A 16405-nucleotide genomic window follows, 5' to 3' on the forward strand; every position below is an offset into this window, starting at 1 on the left:
ACCCTCATCCGCCCCGGTTGCCCGTTTACACATGGTCCGTAAAGGTTGCGCCAATTTTCGGCCAGTCTGGCGAGCGTCCGGTACACAGTCCCCTGCGCTTGACGACGTACCCCCAGTTCACCCGTGCGGGGGCAATTGGCCGTATCTCGTCTGCCGTTCCACAACCCGCACAGGCTTAATGATGCTCCCGCGCCACGCACTGCGCGCCGCGCGGGTGGTTGTGACGACAGCAATGGGGGACCATGGATCACACAGGCGGCATCGGCGTACCACCCCCCGGGAAACCTCCCGGGCCTCCGCCACAGCTTCCGCCCCGGCCCCCGTCCCAGCCGCCGCAGCCGCCTCCTCGGATACCGCCGATGCCGCCGCCTCCCCGCAAGGGAAAGCCGCTGGAGCTCCGGGTCCAGCGGCAGATCCTGTGGGTGGGGTCGGCGGCGGTTCCGTTGCGCAATGTCAGCTGGGTCGAAGTGTTCAGGCTGAAGCCCGCCTGGGGCAGGGCCGGCGTCTACGCCCTGCTGTTGGTGGTCTTCGCCTTCTTGGTCTCCACCTGGCTCGACTCCACGGACGGGGGCGGCTGGGACGGCGGGGGCGGCTGGAGCGAAGGGGGCGGCGGGGGCGGCGGCTCTGCCCCGGGCGTCCTGACCCTGTTCACCCTGGTCGTTGTCTGCGCCGTCCTGCTCTCTTCGAGGAAGCCGGTGCTGGTCGTCGAGCTGAACAGCGGTTCCAGGGTGGTCCTGACCCTGCCGACCATGGATGAACTGCGGGCGATCGCCGGGCAGATCGTGTACGCGATCGACCACCCGGAATACGAGTTCTCCGCCGTCCTCGAACAGCACAACACCACGAACAACTTCGGTTCCGTCGTCAACATGAACGGCGGCAGGGGAAACACGGGGATCAAGCTATGAGCGACACATCGAACTACTACGGAGACGTAGTCAACGTGAACAACGGCGAAAAGGTCATCGGCATCAACCACGGCATCGTCGTCCACAACGACGGCACCGCTCAGGACACCGCGCTCCAAGCCGCCGTGACGGACCTCACCCGCCTCCTCAGGGAACTGCGCCCGGAGCTCACCCCGGACCAGGCCCAGACCGTGGACAACGCGCTGCCCGCGCTCACCCCCGACCGGGCCGCCCTGCGTGAGCGCGGCATGATCCTGGCGTCCGTCTCGCAGATCGCGGCGACCGTGGGCGAGGTGGGCAGGCCCGTCATGGAGGCGCTGGGGCGGCTGCTCGCGCTGCTGGGCTGACGGGCCTGCCTGGACAACAGCCCCGTACAGCGCCGCTCGTGCAGCGCGGCTTGGATCGGGGTGGTGCAGAGCGGGGACGGCCGAGCCGCGCGGCGGCAGATGACGGGCTGGACCCGCCGGCCTGACGACTCTCCCCGGTACGGGTGAAATCAGCGACAAGGAGCAGTGGCGGGCAGCCGGGCGAGTGTCCGTCGTCGGCTTCGTGTACCGAGAGTCCCGCGAGGCGGAGCGCACCGTACGCAGGGCCCCTGGAGGACGTGCCCTCGCGTCGACGCGGCGCGCCTACACCCGGGCGGCGGCGCTCCGTGCCTCGGCGGCGTGGGCTCGGACCCGGTCCGGTGGCAGTGCGGCGGGGTGGCATACGGGCGCGGGCGCGCCCCGGCAGGCCCCGCACTCCCCGTCGACAAACGCCTCCGGCTGCCCCGGCGCCCGGCAGGTGCCGCACTCCACCACGGCCGGTGTGACCCGATGCGGCGCCACCGGCATATCCGCAGGCTCGGGCGGCAGCTTGGCGATGAGCCGGGACTGTACGAACCCGGCCGGATAATGGACCGGTACGGGCAGCCCGTCGGTGAGGGCGCGCAGCACATCCTCCTCGCCGGCCCCGCGTGCGAACCAGTCGGCGGCCAGCACCTCCAGCTTCGCGCAGTCGGCGGCGGACAACGACAGCGCGGGACACCGCCGCCCGACCGAGGCCAGCAGGAGATACCCCCGGGACCGCTTCGTCCGCGTACCGGGCGCCGCGACCGGGGCAGGGGCCTGGTCCGGTGCCGGGACCGCGACGGCCGCAGCCCCCGTGACCGACTCGTCCGCATCGGCAGGCGCACCCCAGGAGTCATCATCGCGGGCGGTGCGGGAGAACCACGTACGGGTGACCCACCGTCCACCGCCGGGTCCGACCACCAGCTCCCGTCGCCGCAGCAAATGCCCGGCCTGCTCAAGGAAGTTCAGGGCCGTCCGTAAGGCGCACTGCCCGTACTCCATCACCTTGGCCAGCGCTTTCACCGAAATATCGGCCCCGTCGGGCAGCCGGTCGATGAACCCGGCGATGGCCGCCTCACGCCCCGGAAGCAGCACGAAGTCATCGGCGGAGGAGCCCGGTTGACGGGCAACCGAACGCTTGCCGTACCCGGCACTGGCCATCGGATGGGAAGCGGTGTGCACGCGCGACAGCGCAACACTAAACTGCGAAGCAGCCATAGAGATCAAGCCCTTGATCTAGCTGGTGAGGTCTCCGTCAGGTGCTTCCAACACCAGGCGGGGACCGTTTTGCGTTCAGGGGCACGCTAGACGCTACTCACCCTGCGTGGCAACCCGATCACGAAACGTCAACATCCGAGGTAGGGAGGGTGGGTGGGAAACAAGAACCAACCACTCCTCACAAGCAGGGCTCGCCCCCCGAAGCTCAAGCCCCGGGCCACCCCACCACCCCCGTCCCCAGCTCAGCACCCCCGGGAACCCTCACCCGAAGCCCGAAGCCCGAAGCCCGAAGCTCAAGCCCCCAGGTTTGTCGCAGGTGCGATTCGCAACCAGCTACCGCGCTGCTGGCATGTGACCGAATCGCCAGTCATCCAGGCGTTTACGGATGCTGGAGACCATGGGAAGGGCGTCCACGTCTTCGGACTTGACCCAACGAACGTCCGTGGATTCCTCCGAAGTGGCTAGCCGCCCGGATACGGGACGCCCCAGGAAGCAGACGGAGAATTCTTGCCTCACTTCACCATCGTCATAGGCGAATACGTGATGGGGGTTGGTGTACGTGCCTACGATGCCGATGACCTCAATATCGATTCCGGTTTCTTCGCGCGTCTCCCTGACTACGCAGTCCGGCAGAGACTCTCCGATGTGCATGGCCCCTCCGGGGAGCGCCCACATACCGTTGTCGACTCGCCGTTGGAGCAGCACGCGCCCGGTATCGTCAACGACAACGACTGACGCAGCCGGAACCAGGCTATTGGCAGTCGGAGCATTCGGGTCGTTCTCGTAGTCACGCCTACCCATGATGGTTATCCCCCCATACCGCAGTACCCCGGTTCCACAATTCCTCAACGTGAGAGACGAAGCGATCGAATATGCCGTCGTCCTGGTAGCGGCGCAGATGCAGCGTAGGGGCGTCATGCCCCACATTGCGGGTCAGTAAAGGCGTGACGATCATGTCGTCATCGAAGCGAAAGACAGACAAGTAGGCGTTACCTCCGCTATATCTCGCATCAATGCCTTGCTGCCCCTTGATCTTCTCCAACTCGGCAAGTGTCACACGGATGCGAGTGGACAGGGTGAGCGTCACGCCTTCATCTCTCTCGCGTAATCGCGTAAGTTCGCTTTCAGGGTCACCCAACAGGAAACGCACTCGGCACCCTTGGGCCGCCTTGCGCTTGAGTGAGTCGCCGAGTTGAGCTTGTTCGAGCCACAGGAAGTAATTCGTGTAACCCGCGAAGGTCATTTCTCCCTCGGCGCCGGCGATCAGTGAGCGCCACAGCGACGCCGGGCAACCGGACCGATACGGGTAGACGGAAACAATCTCACGGTCCGGACCGACCTTTATCGCCTTTGCGGCGGCTGCGGGCCAGAGTGCCGCCTCCTCCTCGCCGAGCACTTCACAGACAGCCCACCTGTGCCGGGCCCTGGGAATCCTTCCCGTCTCAGTGATCCACCGTCCAACTGTCTTGATGTCGACACCGCACTTCTCGGCCAACTGCCGATCACTGATTCGAGCATGAAACATGGCGCGGCGAAGCGCTTCGTTCACGGCCACCCCCTTGGGACGTTAGGCACGTTTCAGACGGTAGCTCTGCTTCGTTCCTAACGTTCGTCAAACGGCGTAGAAACGTGCCACCAGGGGCGGAAGTCTTGGTGGGCGGCCTGCTCGCCGCGTAGCCGGTCGGCCCCACGGCTACTTCGTTCGCTCCACTCCGACATCCACTCCGTACGAGGAGATCAAGTGACGACCGCTGTCGAACAGCCCACCGTGCCGTGGGGCGCCAGCCGCCTCGCGCCGTACCCGACCACCATCCAGCGCCCACACGCCTCGGTCTCCGTCGATCCGACCACCCAGCTCGGCGTCTTCAAGGACCGCGCGGGCCTGGTGGTCGAGATGGGCAAGCACGGCACCAGCAAGGGCACGGAGACCGCGACCACCACGAACTCGGACTCGAAGAACGACCAGGGGCACGACCAGGACTCGGTGCAGGACTGACGTGGCCGAGGAGATGCCGGTCCTGGTGGCCACCGAGGCGGATGATCCGACCGCCGACATGGTGATCACCGAGCTCAACCGGCGAAACGTGCCCGTGGTCCGGTTCAACCCTGCGGACATCGGCGCCGGTCTGACGGTCTCGGCTCGGTTCAGCACCCGCCCGGCCTCCATGGCTGGGCGGGTGCGCACCCCGTCGAGGACCGCCGACCTGACCCGCGTCCGAGCCGTGTACTGGCGCCGACCCGAGTGGCCGGCCTTCTCGCACCTCAAACCGGATGACGCCCGGTTCGCGGCTGCGCAGGTCCGTTTCGGGCTCGGCGGTCTCCTCTATGCGATGGATTGTCCGTTGTGGGTGAACCATCCCCAGCGGATTGCCGCCGCCGACTACAAGCCCGCGCAACTCGCCCTCGCCCAGCGGCTCGGGCTTGGTGTCCCCGCGACCCTGGTCACCAACGACCCCGACGAAGCCCGCGAGTTCATCACCGGCGTCCGGGGGGACGTGCTCTTCAAGACGCTGCGTTGGACTCCGTACACACGAGACGGAGTGCCGGTCACCGGCTGGGCCGACCCCGTGTCCGCCGAGGAGATCGACGAGAGCGTGCGCGTCACTCCGCACCTGTTCCAGGCTCGCGTGAACAAAGTCGCCGACATCCGCGTGCTGGTCGTCGGCCGGCACACGTTCGCCGTACGGATCGAGTCCGATCTGCTGGACTGGCGCAAGGACTACAGCGCGCTTACCTACAGCGTCGAGCACCTCCCCGATCGGGTGAACAAGGCGTTGCACCTCTACCTGGAGTTCCTCGGTCTGGTATCGGGAAGCTTCGATCTCGCGGTGGACCCGGAGGGCGACTATTGGTGGCTGGAGTTGAACCCAAACGGCCAGTGGGGCTGGCTGGAGACGGAGACCGGCCTCCCGATGTCCGCCGCATTCGCCGACCTGCTCGCACAAGGAGAAACCTGATGACCGACTCCAACTCCGGCCCTGAGCGCCGCCGCCTCGCCGACCTGCTGGTCCGGAACGGCGTCCTCGCATCGCCCTGGCTGCGTGCGGCTGTCGAAGCCGTACCGCGCGAGTTGTTCCTTCACCCTGGGGTGTTCCTCGACGAGGGGGGCGCCTGGAGGCCCGTCACAGCGATCGGCACCGACACCGCCGAGTGGCTCGGGATCGCGTACCGCTACGACACCCTTACGACCCAGCTCGACGGACACCTGACCGCCGACCAGGCGGGCGAGTTGGCTGCTGGGGTGCCCACGTCCTCTTCCACCACGCCGGCCACCGTGATCAGCATGATCGAGAGCCTCGGCCTGGAGTCCGGCCACCGGGTGCTGGAGATCGGCACCGGCACCGGATACTCCTCCGCCCTGATGTGTCACTACCTCGGCGCGGACAACGTGGCCACGGTCGAGGTTGACCCGCAGGTGGCCGAGCGCGCGGACGCGGCGCTGGAAACACTCGGATTCTCGGCGTGGACCACCACCGGCGACGGCCTCCTGGGACACCCGGGGCGCGCTCCGTACGACCGGGTGATCGCCACCTGTGCCGTCCGGCGCATCCCGCACACCTGGGTCCGCCAGACCAAGCCCGGCGGCGTCATCCTGAGCACCGTGGGCTCCTGGCCGTACGGGACCGGTCTGGCGAAAGTCACCGTGGACGACGAGGGTAACGCGCAGGGGCGGATCGTCGGCCGTTCCTCGTTCATGCAGGCGCGCTCCCAGGCTGTCGTGCCGGTAGCCGGTGACCTGTCGGCCCGCACCGCCTACGCGGACAGTGAGAGGGAGACGAAGGCTCCGCCGACCCTCCTGAACGATTGGATGCCGGCCTTTCTCGCCCAGCTCGCCGCGCCCGGCGCACATCTCGTCCGTGCCGCCCGGAGCGACGGAACGCCCCTGCTCTACCTCTTCGACCCCGACCGGGAGTCCTTCGCCGAGTTCATCGCCCATGACGGCAGGTGGACGGTTCGGCAGGGCGGCCCCGTGCCTCTGTGGGACCGGATCGAGGAGACGCTCGTCGCCTGGGAGGCCTCGGGGAACCCCGAGATCGACTCCGTTCACCTCCGCATCACTCAGGCGTCCCACCACTATTGGGTCGAAGGGGCGCCTGACCTGAACTGGGAGCACCGCCTCGACTGAGCCGAGGGGGCCTTCGTCGAGGCGCTATCCTCGCGGATGAGCAGCCGTCGAGTCATAGGGAAGCCGAATGGACGACGAACCGCTGTCCGAGTGGGCGGACCGCCGTGACGCCAGGATCGGACGGCTCCGCGCCGTCCCGCTGGGCCCCGGCGACGGCCCGCAGGCCGGGCACGTGAACCCCGAGGCACCTCGCCTGATCCAGCGGTGGAACGGGCACGCGTGGGAAGCGCACGGCTTCGCGGCCAACCTCGCGGAGGCGAAGCGCATCCAGTACCCCGACTCGAAGATCGAGACTCCGGCGCAGGAGCCGGGCCCGGCCCCCAAGCCCCTCGGCCCAGGCACCGGCCGGCACCGGAAGCCTCAACCATCCGGACCCGAGCGGCGCTGAGCTTGTTCTTTTTCTTCCGGCCTCGAATGGCGTCTCGAACTGGGTCGCCCACCTGGAGGTTCGCCGGACGTGAGGGCGGCCTTCGTCTGATCACGTGCTCCGACCAAAGTGCACGTGACCACGACGAAGGCCGTGAGAGTGAGCCTGCTGCCTGATGCTGTCCGGGGGAAGCGTTCTCAGAAGCGTCACGCCTCCAGGGCAAGTTCTACGAGCGGCCGGATGGGGAGCAAGGGCGCTGACCAGCCGAGCCGCCCGCCCATCGTACGGCGAGGGAAGAAGCGCCGCCGCAGTCGATCACCGACTTCACCTACGACAATCACCAGCACAGCACTCGCCGCACACCCGCCTCTGTGACGTGAGTCACTGGAACCGCCCTTCGTCGTGCGGACAGATGGAAGGTGTGGATACGAGTCTGCGGAAACGCATCAGCACGGGGGACCACGGCGCTTTCGGCGAGCTCTTCGACGCGTACGCACGTTCCGTCTACAACCACGCTTTCCGGCTTACGGGAAACTGGGCGCAGGCCCAGGATGTCGTGTCGCTGACCTTCCTGGACGCCTGGCGCCTGCGCGGGAGAGTCAATGAGGAAGGCGGTTCGCTGCGGCCCTGGCTTCTCGGGATCGCCACCAACGTCACGCGCAACACGCGCCGGGCAGCGCGAAGACACGCGGCCGCCGTCGCGCGACTGCCCCGTGACGAGGTCGAGCGCGACTTCGCCGATGAGATAGCCGGGCGCCTCGATGACTCGGCGCAGCTGGCTCTCGTACGGACGGCGCTTTCCCGGCTTCGCAGGGCCGATCGGGAAGTACTGGCCCTCTGCGTCTGGGCGGGGCTCGACTACGCGGCGGCGGCCGAGGCGCTCGGGGTGCCTGTCGGAACTGTGCGATCGCGGCTTTCCCGCGCAAGAACAAAACTCGCAGAACATATGGAACCGCCTTCCGGGCGCGGACAGATGAGAGATGGCCGCACTACGGCGGTCAGGCCCATCAAGGAGGGGAACCGATGACTGAGCTTCCCGAGAAGTGCCTTCCGCCGGGCCGTCACGAACTCCTCAAGGAGCATCTGATGACCGAGATCCGGCAGACCGAGACGCCCGCGCGGGCGTCTGTACGCAAGAAGCGGATGCGGCCCGCGTTCGTAGCGGCGGCCATCGCCGCCGCGGCCACCGTCACCTTCGTGGTCCTCCCACCGTCCGGCGGGGGCGCGAACGCTCAACCTCCGGCCAAGGAAGCCGTGGCGTTGCTGGAGAACATTGCGTTGGCGGCCGAGCGCGAGAAGGTGCCCGGCGACATCCGCGACGACCAGTTCGTGTACGTCGAGAGCAGGGTGGGCTACACGGCACACGGGGAGGGCAGGACTGCAAAGCTGGATCCCCACCACAAGCGGGAGGTGTGGCTTTCGGTGGACGGCCTGCACACGGGGTTGGTTCGCGAGGGCAACGGCAGGGGCGAGAACGCCCTGCCGCCCAGTCTCCCGCTCCATGAAGCCGCCGCCAACTACCGGAACCTGCAGACCCTGCCGACCGACCCCGACGAGATGCTGACGTGGCTCCACCGGGTCAGCGAGGGAGGCGAGAGCGAGGACCAGAACACCTTCGTGAAGGTCGGTGATCTGTCGTTCGAGGTGCTGATGCCGCCCGCCCAGAGCGCGGCTCTCTACCGGGCGGCAGCCAAGATTCCCGGGGTTGTCCTCATTCCGGACGCGGTCGACGCGGCGGGGCGACACGGTGTGGCCGTCGCGCGCGTCAACGATGGAGAGCGCCAGGAGCTGATCTTCGACAAGGAGACGAAGCAATTCCTGGGAGAGCGCAGCATCGCCGTCGAAGACCTCCCGGACGGACAGAAGAAGGGCGAGCTCACCGGGTCCAGCGCGATCATCAAGCGAGCTGTCGTCGACAAGCCGGGACAGCGCCCCTAGGAGCGGGAAACCCTCGACCGGGCCAGCTTGGGTAACGAAGCCCTCACAGCACCAGGAGCATGAAGCCCGGTGAAACCGACTTGATGAAAGGCACCGTGAGGCCCCGGCCGGGCACCGTGCGCAGGACGCACCATCTGAACGATCACACACCGTCGCGATCCATCTCTTGGTGGTGTGGGAATGTCGCGGTGGCAGGTGGGGCAGGTGCCGGCCCAGGTGGCGAGGAGTGGCTGCAGTTCCCGGACGACCTGGTAGAGGACCTGCGCCATGTCTTTTGGGTCGTGTGCAAGCCGTTGCAGTGTGCAGAAGGCGTGGGTGTCCATGCCGCCGATGACCGCTGTCTCGTCGCTGCCATGCTGGGTCCTGCTGTCCGTCCGTACGACGCGTGAGCGCATATCCTCGTCCTCGTCCGTGGTGGTTGTGGTGGAAGCAGGGGGCCTGATGGCTGAGAGGGAGCCGCGCGGTGTAGTCGACGGTGCCTTCCGGGTGTTGCGGGCTCTTCCCGAGGCCGGCCGGGAGCATCAGGTGGCGCGTCTCGCGCAGTTGACGGGGCTGCCTCGCCCGACGGTGCACCGGCTGCTCGGTCAACTGCGCGAGTCCGGCGCGGTGGAGCGGACTGACGGCCATTGGGCTCTGTCCGCGTCGTTGCTGGGCCTGGCACGGCGGGTGGAGCCACTGGCCGGTCTACGTGAGACCGCCTCGAAAGTCATCCAACACCTGCGGGAACAAACAGGCGCCGCGGTGTCCCTGGTCGTACCGTCGGAGGGCTCTTTCGTGGCCCTGGAGATGGTCCCGGGCCAGGACGCGTTGCCGATCGACGCTCGTAGCGGTGCGCAGATGCCGGCGGCGACGGCCGCCGCGATGGTCCTCGCCCCCGGTGCGATGCCGGCGGCGCGACGTCGGCCGTTCGGTGCCGCGGTCGACGACCAGGATGTGTTCGTGGGGCTGACCTGCTACGCCGTGCCGGTCGATCTGCCCGATGGGCGGCGGGCGTCGTTGCAGATCGCCACCGCGGCGCAGCGGCCCGCGGACCGGTTCGCGGCGCCCGTCCACCGGGCCGCCGTCGCACTGGAACGCGGGCTTTCGACGCTGTGATCCGGCGGTTGTCCGTTCAGCGGACAACTCATGGCCCAAGCAGAGCGCTTCCTTCATCGTGGGGTCGATCCCACCGACGGAAGGACCCTCATGGCGGACCGGAAGGTTGCCCTGGTCACGGGCGCTGGGCGCGGGCTGGGCCAAGGCATGGCGCAGCACCTGACGCGTTCGGGTGTCGCAGTGCTGGGCACCTATCTCACCAGCGAGCGTGCGGCCACCGAAGCCACTGCTCCAGACCTCGTTTTCTGCCGGCTCGACGTCACTCAGACCGACACGTTCCCGGAGTTCGCCACCACCGTGCGGAGCACGCTGCGGGAGCGGTTCGGCGTGGAGACCTTCGACTACCTGGTCAACAATGCCGGCATCGGCACGTACGCGCCGTACGAGGCGACCACGCCCGACCAGTTCGACGAGCTGGTACAGATCAATCTCAAGGCACCGTTCTTTCTCACCCAGGCGCTGCTGCCCTTGATCAACGAGGGTGGCCGTGTGCTCAACGTGTCGACAGCTCTGACCCGGGGCGTCGTACCCGGGATGTCCGCCTATGCCGCCACCAAGGGCGCGATCGAGGTCCTGACCCGCTACCAGGCCGTCGAACTCGCCGAGCGGTCCATCCGGGTCAACACCCTCATGGGCGGCGCGGTCGCCACCGACTTCGGCGGAGGCATCATGCGCTCGCCCGACGTGCAGAAGCTCGCCGCTAACACGATCGCCCAGGGCCGGATCGCCAGGACCGACGACATCACCGCGATGGTCCCCGCCATCCTCTCCGATGCCTTCCAGTGGGCGACCGGCTCCATCATTGACGCGTCCGGCGGCCAGAGCCTCTGAACCTGCGCATGCCCCGAACCCACGAATCTAACTGACGGATAGTCCGGTGCGTTCGATGCGACGGCCCTCAGTGAGCTCCACCGTCGTGCGGTTCGCATGGTCACCGAGGTACGCGATGACTACCCGAACGAGACGGCCGCCCTGCAGGGGAAGACGGCAGCGGGTTTCTTCGGGGTCAGGCTCGACCGGCCACATACGCGCTCGTAGCGTTCGCTGAACCAGGCCCCGTCACACCGGAAGAGGGTGACGGGGCCCGGTGAATCGGTACGCGCTGTGCTGCGGGATCAGGCGGTGCGGAACTCGCCGGTCTTGACGCCCGTCACGAAGGAAGTGAACGAACTGACGGGGAAGCCCAGGACGGGTCCGTTCGGGTCCTTGGAGTCACGGACGGGGACGACGCCGGAAGCCGCGCATGCGGGGGCCCATTCGACGCAGTCGCCTCCGTTCCCTTCGCTGTAGCTGCTCTTGACCCACTCCGTGCGGGAGAGGTCGGGGGTGGGGGTCATGGGTGTACGCCTCCATAACGTGCCGGATGAGAGAGAGGGAGTCATCGCGTGACAGCGCATCCGCGCGCAACCGCTCATAGGCCGCTCGTGCTTCGGCTACCGCTTCTGCGGAGTCTTCCACCTGCCCTCGCACATAAGTCTCCTCGTACAGGGCTTCGGTTCCGTCCTGCCGTGTGAGCACCTTAAACGGTAGTGCTCGCGACGCGGTGCCCGCGCTGAAGGGAAAAACCTGGACAGTGATGTGCGGAGACTCGGACGCATCTACCAGGTGCTGAAGCTGCCCCTGCATGACACTTGCGCCGCCCACGCCGGACCAGAGAACCGCCTCGTGCAGGATCACCCAGAGCGATGGCGGGTTCGGTCCTTCGAACACCTCCCGCCTCCGCATCCGGTCTTCCACCAGCTTCTTGATCTGGACTGCCGAGTCCTGCGGACGGGCGGACCGGAAGACCGCTTCGGCGTACTCCGGGGTTTGCAGTATGCCCGTGACGCGGGTGGCGGCGTAGTCGCAGATGCTTGCCACCTCGCGCTCCAACTGGAGGTAGGGGATGAACCAGAGGGGGTTGCCCGCGTCGGCTGCTCGCTGCCGCATCCGGGTGTACGTGCCGGGCGTGCCGAGCACCTTGTCGCACTGCTCCGCGAACTGGGCTGACGGGAGTTGCCCGACGACTCCACCGGCAGCAGCGGCCCCCCGCCGGGCGGCGGACATGAACGCCGCCCGGCTCTACCACGTGACCGTGCTCTGCGAGGGGCCCGTCAACGGCACGTGGGTACGGCTCGTCCTCGCCGCCCGGCAGGCGGCATCACCGGAGTTCGCCCTTTCTTTCCTCCGCCACCAGGCCCGGCGCATCGCCGACGGCCTCGCCCCCGACCCCGGTGCCGGGTGGGCTCCGCCGGGCACGCTCGTCCCCGTACAGGCGCCCGTTCCGGACGCACCCACCGCACTCCGGTCCTGGTGCCATGACCCCCAGGCACAGAAAGCCGCACAGGAACGACTCCTCGCGGGAACGGAGTTGACTCTCGACGCCGACGACTTCAGCGGCCGGTACACCCTCAGAGCACTGCCCGCGCCCGTACCCGCGTACGTACTACCGCGCCACGCGCCACGCCCCGGCCACCGGAGACACCGAAAGCCCCGGTGGTTCAACCGGTTCCGCCTCCACCTCCGGCTCCCGGGCTCGTTCCCGTTCCGGCGACGGGACCGGAAACGGCATGCTGCCCGGTGACACCGCACGGGCCGCCCGCCGGAGCCTCCCCGGCGCGGTGGTCCCGGGCCTCTCCGCCCGCGTGAAATCCTGTGCCCCGCACGGAAACCCAGGGACGGCACGGGGGCGGTACGGAAGGCGGAAGCATGGCGGAGTTCGAGGTCACGGGCGCGAGCGTCGACGACATCACCCAGCTCGGTGAGTGGGCGCACGACGAGGGATGGAACCCGGGCCGCTCCGACGGGCACGCCTTCTTCCCGGCCGATCCCGGCGGCTTCCTCTTCGGCCGGCTCGACGGCCGGGCCGTGGCCTCCATCTCCGCCGTGCGGTACGGAACGGACTTCGGCTTCGTCGGCTTCTACATCGCCACCCCGCCGGTGCGCGGCCAGGGCTACGGGATCCAGGTCTGGCGCGCGGGCATCGAACGCCTCGCCGGCCGCACCATCGGCCTCGACGGGGTGATCGGCCAGCAGGAGAACTACCGCAGATCCGGCTTCCGCCGCGCCTGGAACAACATCCGCTACGAAGGCGTCCCGGTGGGCGACGCGGACGCCCGGCCCGGGGACGGCGTCAGGCTGCTGCACGCCCGTACGGTCCCCCTTGCCCAACTCGCCGCGTACGACCGGCGGTTCTTCCCCGCGCCCCGGGACACCTTCCTCGCCGCGTGGGTGAGCCTGCCCGACCGCACCGCGCTGGCGGCGGTCCGCGACGGCGAACTCCACGGCTTCGCCGTCCGCCGCGCGGCCCGCGGCGCCTGCCGTGTCGGGCCGCTCTACGCCTCCTCGCCCGAGATCGCGGCGACCCTGCTGGACGCGCTGGCCGCGACCGCCCCGGGGACCCCGCTGGCGATCGACGTCCCCGACGTCAACCAGCACTCCGTACGGCTGATGGAGCGGTTCGGGCTGACTCCGTCGTTCGAGGCCGCCCGCATGTACACGGGCCCCGCCCCCGACGTGGACCTGGCGGGAATGTACGCCGTCACCAGCATCGAACTGGGCTGAACCGAGCCCGCCCGGGCTGACTCCGGGCCTGCTGGGGACGTAGATCCCGGGCAGGGGTCCGGCGAGCATCTCCAGGATCAGGCCGTGGGCGGTGAGATGGTCGGCGAGCGCGGTGAGTTCGGCGGCGTCGCGCCCGAGGCGCTTCATCTCGTACACGGTGAGGATGACCCGGCAGTGCGGGGCGTGGGCCTTGATGGCGCGGGCGGCGGCGAGGGCTGCCTCGAACTGGGGGCGCCCCCCGGTCAGGGCCCTGTTCTCGTATGGCCACGGCGAACGGACATGTAGCGCTGTGTGACCGTTGTGGAGGTCGTTTCCCTGTGCCGGGGCGGCTCGTTGAGTTGAACGAGTGACTGGCCTTCGGCACATCCCGACCGGGAGGAACCCATGAAACTGAAACAACTCGCCGCCACAGCGGGAGCAGCCCTGCTGACCGCGATGGCACTGCCGGCAGACGCCCACGCCACCGCCATTGCCTGCGGAGGTGCCGTCTCGACCCAGAACATCGGCGCACAGGGCTGTATCTCCGCCGAACGGTGGAAGGACGGCAAGGTCTTCATGCGGAACATCACCGCCCACGCCGTCATCACCAACTCCCGCGGCCACGCCTCCTACGTCGACTACGAAGCATTTTTCCGGATCCGCGAAGGCGGCCACTGGGTCAAGCTCGGCAACGGCCGCACGACCGTCCAGCGCAGGTCCACGATCGGTCCGATCGAGCTCGGCAACACCGACCGCGCCTGCGGCCCCGTCAACGTAACCGCCGAAATTCGGGTCCATGTGAGGCCGGCCGGCGGGGCGTGGAGCAACTGGAGCGGAGCCGCGACGAAGCAGTGCCAGACGTGAGCTAGGTACGACGACGCCCCCGCCTGACGGAGTGGGAGGACGGGGGTGCCCGTATTTTCGACCACTGGTCCGCACTCGTGAAAGCCCAGAGCATCTGGGTGCTGAAGGCCCGTCAACACCGCCTCCGACCGTTACGCAGCGTTCCATGTCCGGTCGCCGTAGCTATACGAGAACAAGGCCTTGACGGCACGGACCACGCCGGCCACAAGGAGCAGGGCAGCCCGATCCGCCGCTGCTTCATCCGGCGGAACCGCCACGCCGACGACCGGCACCTACGCGCCGCCGCAGACAGGGCCGACGCCGCCTGGAACCGCGTTCAGACACCTTTCGGGGCGTCTTGCAGCATCTGCCGGAAGAGTGCCGCGACCTGGGCCGTCAGCTCGGCGGTGCTGGAGCCGCGCGCGGCTGACATGTCGTCCATCGGGCCGTCGATGGCCAGCATGGCCAGACCGGCGCCCAGTGACCAGACCATGGTGACCAGCGGAGCCGGGTCGCCCGGCGGGGCGGTGCCCTCGCGCTGGGCGGCCAGCACGGTGTCGGTGGCCAGCCGCAATCCCTCCTGCGCGAAGGCCTCGGCCGCCGGGTCCTTGGTCGTCCGGGACAGCTCCGGCCGGTACATCAGCCGGGCGTACCCGGTGTGCTCGCGGGCGAAGTGCACGTACGCCTCGATCATCGCTCCCAGCGCCTCGACCGGCGTACCGGCTCCGTCGTGGGCCGCCCGTAGCTCGGTGACCAGGAGTTCGAAGCCCTGGGCGGTGATGGTGTGGAGCAGCGTGGCGCGGTCGGGGAAGTGGTGGTACGGCGCCCCCGGGCTCACCCCGGCCTCCCGTGCGACCCGCCGGAGGCTGACCGCGCCGATGCCCTCGGCCTCGATCAGCGCGAGGCAGGCAGTCATCAACCTCTCGCGCAGAGCGCCGTGATGGTAGGCGGACTTGGATTCACTGGAAGGCACGCCTTGAGTCTAGAGCCCACCAATCTATACACTGCTTACATTCTGAACATCGTTTAGATTGGTGAAGGCACTCATGAAAGTTCTGATCACCGGGGCCACCGGATACCTCGCCGGACACTGCATCGCCGAGCTTCTGACTCAGGGCTATTCCGTACGCGGCACGGTGCGCGACCTGCGCACCGCCGACGTCGCCCACCTGCGCGCGCTGGCCGAACGTACGGGCGGCGAGCTGGAGTTCGCCGAGGCCGACCTGACCGGCGACGCCGGCTGGACCGAGGCGGTCGACGGGTGCGCCTACGTCTGGCACGTGGCGTCGCCGTTCCCCAGCAATATCCCGCGCGACGAGGACGAGGTGATCCGCCCCGCTGTCGAGGGCACACTGCGCGTACTGCGGGCCGCCGAGTCCAGTGGCACCGTCCGCCGCGTGGTGCTGACCTCTTCGGAGGCCGCCGTGCACTACGGGCATGACAGCGACCGGGTGTTCACCGAGGCCGACTGGAGCGACCCGGGCAAGGCAGGCCCGTATGCGAAAAGCAAGACGCTGGCCGAGAGGGCGGCTTGGGACTTCGCCCGCGAATCCGGACTGGAGCTGGTCGTACTCAATCCGTGCACCATCCTCGGCCCGATGCTGAACGCCGACGTCAACACCTCGCTGGAGCTGATCCGGCGGATCATGCGGGGCACGCTGCCGGTCGTCCCGAAGATCGGCTGGAACGTCGTGGACGTCCGCGACCTGGCCCGCCTGCACCGGCTCGCCATGGAGACGCCTTCGGCGGCAGGGAACCGGTACATCGCCGCCGGACAGTTCATGTGGGCTCGCGAGATGGCGTCGGTGCTTGCCGGTCGCTACCGGTCGCGCGGCTACCGGATCGGGACGGGCGCGATGCCGTACTGGATGCTGTGGGTCATGGCCCGCTTCGACCCGAGCGGCCGTCTGGCGCTCGGGTTCTGGGGGCGCGAGGACCGGAGCAGCGCGGCCAAGGCGGAGAGGGAACTGGGCTGGACCTCCCGGCCACCGTCCGATTCCGTCCTCGACACCGCCACCAGCATGATCGAACTCGGTGTGGTCCCCCGGCGCTAGCGTCA

Annotated in this window: 19 protein-coding genes and 1 pseudogene; 14 read left to right on the plus strand and 6 right to left on the minus strand. The window is 68.3% G+C overall.

Annotated elements, in window-relative coordinates; all coding sequences use genetic code 11:
- Positions 1-359 precede the first annotated feature (359 nt).
- Complete coding sequence (locus ACFTZC_RS22140) at positions 360-908, plus strand: DUF6232 family protein (protein WP_382892253.1); 549 nt, start codon at positions 360-362, stop codon at positions 906-908.
- Positions 905-1255: a hypothetical protein gene (locus ACFTZC_RS22145; RefSeq protein WP_382892256.1), complete on the plus strand. Its 351-nt coding sequence runs from the start codon at positions 905-907 to the stop codon at positions 1253-1255. The genes ACFTZC_RS22140 and ACFTZC_RS22145 overlap by 4 nt, the downstream gene beginning before the upstream one ends.
- 282 nt (positions 1256-1537) lie before the next feature.
- Here the strand turns inward: ACFTZC_RS22145 and ACFTZC_RS22150 are convergent, their stop codons facing one another.
- The 3 genes from ACFTZC_RS22150 to ACFTZC_RS22160 all read right to left on the minus strand — a co-directional run bounded on the left by ACFTZC_RS22150 (position 1538) and on the right by ACFTZC_RS22160 (position 4004).
- Positions 1538-2419 (minus strand): hypothetical protein, encoded by an 882-nt coding sequence (locus ACFTZC_RS22150; protein ID WP_382892258.1) that lies wholly within the window; start codon positions 2417-2419, stop codon positions 1538-1540.
- Positions 2420-2788: 369 nt separating this feature from the next.
- Positions 2789-3256, minus strand: coding sequence for an NUDIX hydrolase (locus ACFTZC_RS22155; protein WP_382892260.1), 468 nt, complete (start codon positions 3254-3256; stop codon positions 2789-2791).
- A complete protein-coding gene (locus tag ACFTZC_RS22160) occupies positions 3249-4004 on the minus strand; it encodes a DUF5919 domain-containing protein (protein ID WP_382892262.1) in 756 nt (251 codons plus the stop codon). The genes ACFTZC_RS22155 and ACFTZC_RS22160 overlap by 8 nt, the downstream gene beginning before the upstream one ends.
- Before the next feature lie 192 nt (positions 4005-4196).
- Here ACFTZC_RS22160 and tgmA point away from each other — a divergent pair, with 192 nt between their 5' ends.
- The 8 genes from tgmA to ACFTZC_RS22200 all read left to right on the plus strand — a co-directional run bounded on the left by tgmA (position 4197) and on the right by ACFTZC_RS22200 (position 10812).
- Complete coding sequence (tgmA, locus tag ACFTZC_RS22165) at positions 4197-4451, plus strand: putative ATP-grasp-modified RiPP (protein WP_382892264.1); 255 nt, start codon at positions 4197-4199, stop codon at positions 4449-4451.
- A gap of 1 nt (position 4452) precedes the next feature.
- Positions 4453-5412 (plus strand): ATP-grasp ribosomal peptide maturase, encoded by a 960-nt coding sequence (gene tgmB / locus ACFTZC_RS22170; protein ID WP_382892266.1) that lies wholly within the window; start codon positions 4453-4455, stop codon positions 5410-5412.
- Entirely contained in the window at positions 5412-6581 is a 1170-nt protein-coding gene (tgmC, locus tag ACFTZC_RS22175; protein WP_382892268.1) for an ATP-grasp peptide maturase system methyltransferase, read from the plus strand. Before tgmB ends, tgmC begins: the two co-directional genes overlap by 1 nt.
- A gap of 67 nt (positions 6582-6648) precedes the next feature.
- Entirely contained in the window at positions 6649-6969 is a 321-nt protein-coding gene (locus ACFTZC_RS22180; protein ID WP_382892270.1) for a DUF6087 family protein, read from the plus strand.
- A gap of 391 nt (positions 6970-7360) precedes the next feature.
- A complete protein-coding gene (locus tag ACFTZC_RS22185) occupies positions 7361-7975 on the plus strand; it encodes an RNA polymerase sigma factor (RefSeq protein ID WP_382892412.1) in 615 nt (204 codons plus the stop codon).
- A complete protein-coding gene (locus ACFTZC_RS22190) occupies positions 7972-8886 on the plus strand; it encodes a CU044_5270 family protein (protein WP_382892271.1) in 915 nt (304 codons plus the stop codon). Before ACFTZC_RS22185 ends, ACFTZC_RS22190 begins: the two co-directional genes overlap by 4 nt.
- A gap of 441 nt (positions 8887-9327) precedes the next feature.
- Positions 9328-9981 carry a helix-turn-helix domain-containing protein gene (locus ACFTZC_RS22195; RefSeq protein ID WP_382892273.1) on the plus strand — a complete coding sequence of 218 codons (654 nt, stop codon included), beginning with the start codon at positions 9328-9330 and terminating at the stop codon, positions 9979-9981.
- A 90-nt stretch (positions 9982-10071) separates the two neighbouring features.
- On the plus strand, positions 10072-10812 hold the full coding sequence (locus ACFTZC_RS22200; RefSeq protein ID WP_382892275.1) for an SDR family NAD(P)-dependent oxidoreductase: 741 nt from the start codon (positions 10072-10074) through the stop codon (positions 10810-10812).
- A 284-nt stretch (positions 10813-11096) separates the two neighbouring features.
- Here the strand turns inward: ACFTZC_RS22200 and ACFTZC_RS22205 are convergent, their stop codons facing one another.
- Both ACFTZC_RS22205 and ACFTZC_RS22210 read right to left on the minus strand, forming a co-directional pair.
- A complete protein-coding gene (locus ACFTZC_RS22205) occupies positions 11097-11318 on the minus strand; it encodes a DUF397 domain-containing protein (protein ID WP_382892278.1) in 222 nt (73 codons plus the stop codon).
- A 79-nt stretch (positions 11319-11397) separates the two neighbouring features.
- A pseudogene (locus ACFTZC_RS22210) lies at positions 11398-12027 on the minus strand (DUF5753 domain-containing protein); the annotation flags it as partial.
- On the opposite strand from ACFTZC_RS22210, the gene ACFTZC_RS22215 reads away from it, so the two are divergent.
- The 3 genes from ACFTZC_RS22215 (at position 12026) to ACFTZC_RS22225 (ending at position 14367) form a co-directional block, all read left to right on the plus strand.
- Positions 12026-12544 (plus strand): hypothetical protein, encoded by a 519-nt coding sequence (locus tag ACFTZC_RS22215; RefSeq protein ID WP_382892280.1) that lies wholly within the window; start codon positions 12026-12028, stop codon positions 12542-12544. The pseudogene ACFTZC_RS22210 and the gene ACFTZC_RS22215 overlap by 2 nt on opposite strands.
- 125 nt (positions 12545-12669) lie before the next feature.
- The gene (locus ACFTZC_RS22220; protein WP_382892283.1) at positions 12670-13524 is read left to right on the plus strand and encodes a GNAT family N-acetyltransferase; all 855 of its coding nucleotides are present in this window, start codon (positions 12670-12672) and stop codon (positions 13522-13524) included.
- Between the two features lie 384 nt (positions 13525-13908).
- Complete coding sequence (locus ACFTZC_RS22225) at positions 13909-14367, plus strand: hypothetical protein (protein ID WP_382892285.1); 459 nt, start codon at positions 13909-13911, stop codon at positions 14365-14367.
- Between the two features lie 316 nt (positions 14368-14683).
- Here ACFTZC_RS22225 and ACFTZC_RS22230 read toward each other — a convergent pair whose 3' ends face one another.
- On the minus strand, positions 14684-15319 hold the full coding sequence (locus tag ACFTZC_RS22230) for a TetR/AcrR family transcriptional regulator (RefSeq protein ID WP_382892287.1): 636 nt from the start codon (positions 15317-15319) through the stop codon (positions 14684-14686).
- A gap of 73 nt (positions 15320-15392) precedes the next feature.
- Here ACFTZC_RS22230 and ACFTZC_RS22235 point away from each other — a divergent pair, with 73 nt between their 5' ends.
- The gene (locus ACFTZC_RS22235) at positions 15393-16400 is read left to right on the plus strand and encodes an SDR family oxidoreductase (RefSeq protein ID WP_382892288.1); all 1008 of its coding nucleotides are present in this window, start codon (positions 15393-15395) and stop codon (positions 16398-16400) included.
- Positions 16401-16405 lie beyond the last annotated feature (5 nt).

Origin of the sequence: Streptomyces sp. NPDC056987, assembly GCF_042673865.1 — a bacterium.
Classification (GTDB): domain Bacteria; phylum Actinomycetota; class Actinomycetes; order Streptomycetales; family Streptomycetaceae; genus Streptomyces.

Excerpts from the sequence above, each read along its gene's own strand:
- ACFTZC_RS22140 (WP_382892253.1), top strand. The coding sequence starts at position 360 with ATGCCGCCGCCTCCCCGCAAGGGAAAGCCGCTGGAGCTCCGGGTCCAG.
- ACFTZC_RS22145 (WP_382892256.1), top strand. The coding sequence starts at position 905 with ATGAGCGACACATCGAACTACTACGGAGACGTAGTCAACGTGAACAAC.
- ACFTZC_RS22155 (WP_382892260.1), bottom strand. The coding sequence starts at position 3,256 with ATGGGTAGGCGTGACTACGAGAACGACCCGAATGCTCCGACTGCCAAT.
- tgmC (WP_382892268.1), top strand. The coding sequence starts at position 5,412 with ATGACCGACTCCAACTCCGGCCCTGAGCGCCGCCGCCTCGCCGACCTG.
- ACFTZC_RS22180 (WP_382892270.1), top strand. The coding sequence starts at position 6,649 with ATGGACGACGAACCGCTGTCCGAGTGGGCGGACCGCCGTGACGCCAGG.
- ACFTZC_RS22185 (WP_382892412.1), top strand. The coding sequence starts at position 7,361 with ATGGAAGGTGTGGATACGAGTCTGCGGAAACGCATCAGCACGGGGGAC.
- ACFTZC_RS22190 (WP_382892271.1), top strand. The coding sequence starts at position 7,972 with ATGACTGAGCTTCCCGAGAAGTGCCTTCCGCCGGGCCGTCACGAACTC.
- ACFTZC_RS22195 (WP_382892273.1), top strand. The coding sequence starts at position 9,328 with ATGGCTGAGAGGGAGCCGCGCGGTGTAGTCGACGGTGCCTTCCGGGTG.
- ACFTZC_RS22200 (WP_382892275.1), top strand. The coding sequence starts at position 10,072 with ATGGCGGACCGGAAGGTTGCCCTGGTCACGGGCGCTGGGCGCGGGCTG.
- ACFTZC_RS22205 (WP_382892278.1), bottom strand. The coding sequence starts at position 11,318 with ATGACCCCCACCCCCGACCTCTCCCGCACGGAGTGGGTCAAGAGCAGC.
- ACFTZC_RS22215 (WP_382892280.1), top strand. The coding sequence starts at position 12,026 with ATGAACGCCGCCCGGCTCTACCACGTGACCGTGCTCTGCGAGGGGCCC.
- ACFTZC_RS22220 (WP_382892283.1), top strand. The coding sequence starts at position 12,670 with ATGGCGGAGTTCGAGGTCACGGGCGCGAGCGTCGACGACATCACCCAG.
- ACFTZC_RS22225 (WP_382892285.1), top strand. The coding sequence starts at position 13,909 with ATGAAACTGAAACAACTCGCCGCCACAGCGGGAGCAGCCCTGCTGACC.
- ACFTZC_RS22235 (WP_382892288.1), top strand. The coding sequence starts at position 15,393 with ATGAAAGTTCTGATCACCGGGGCCACCGGATACCTCGCCGGACACTGC.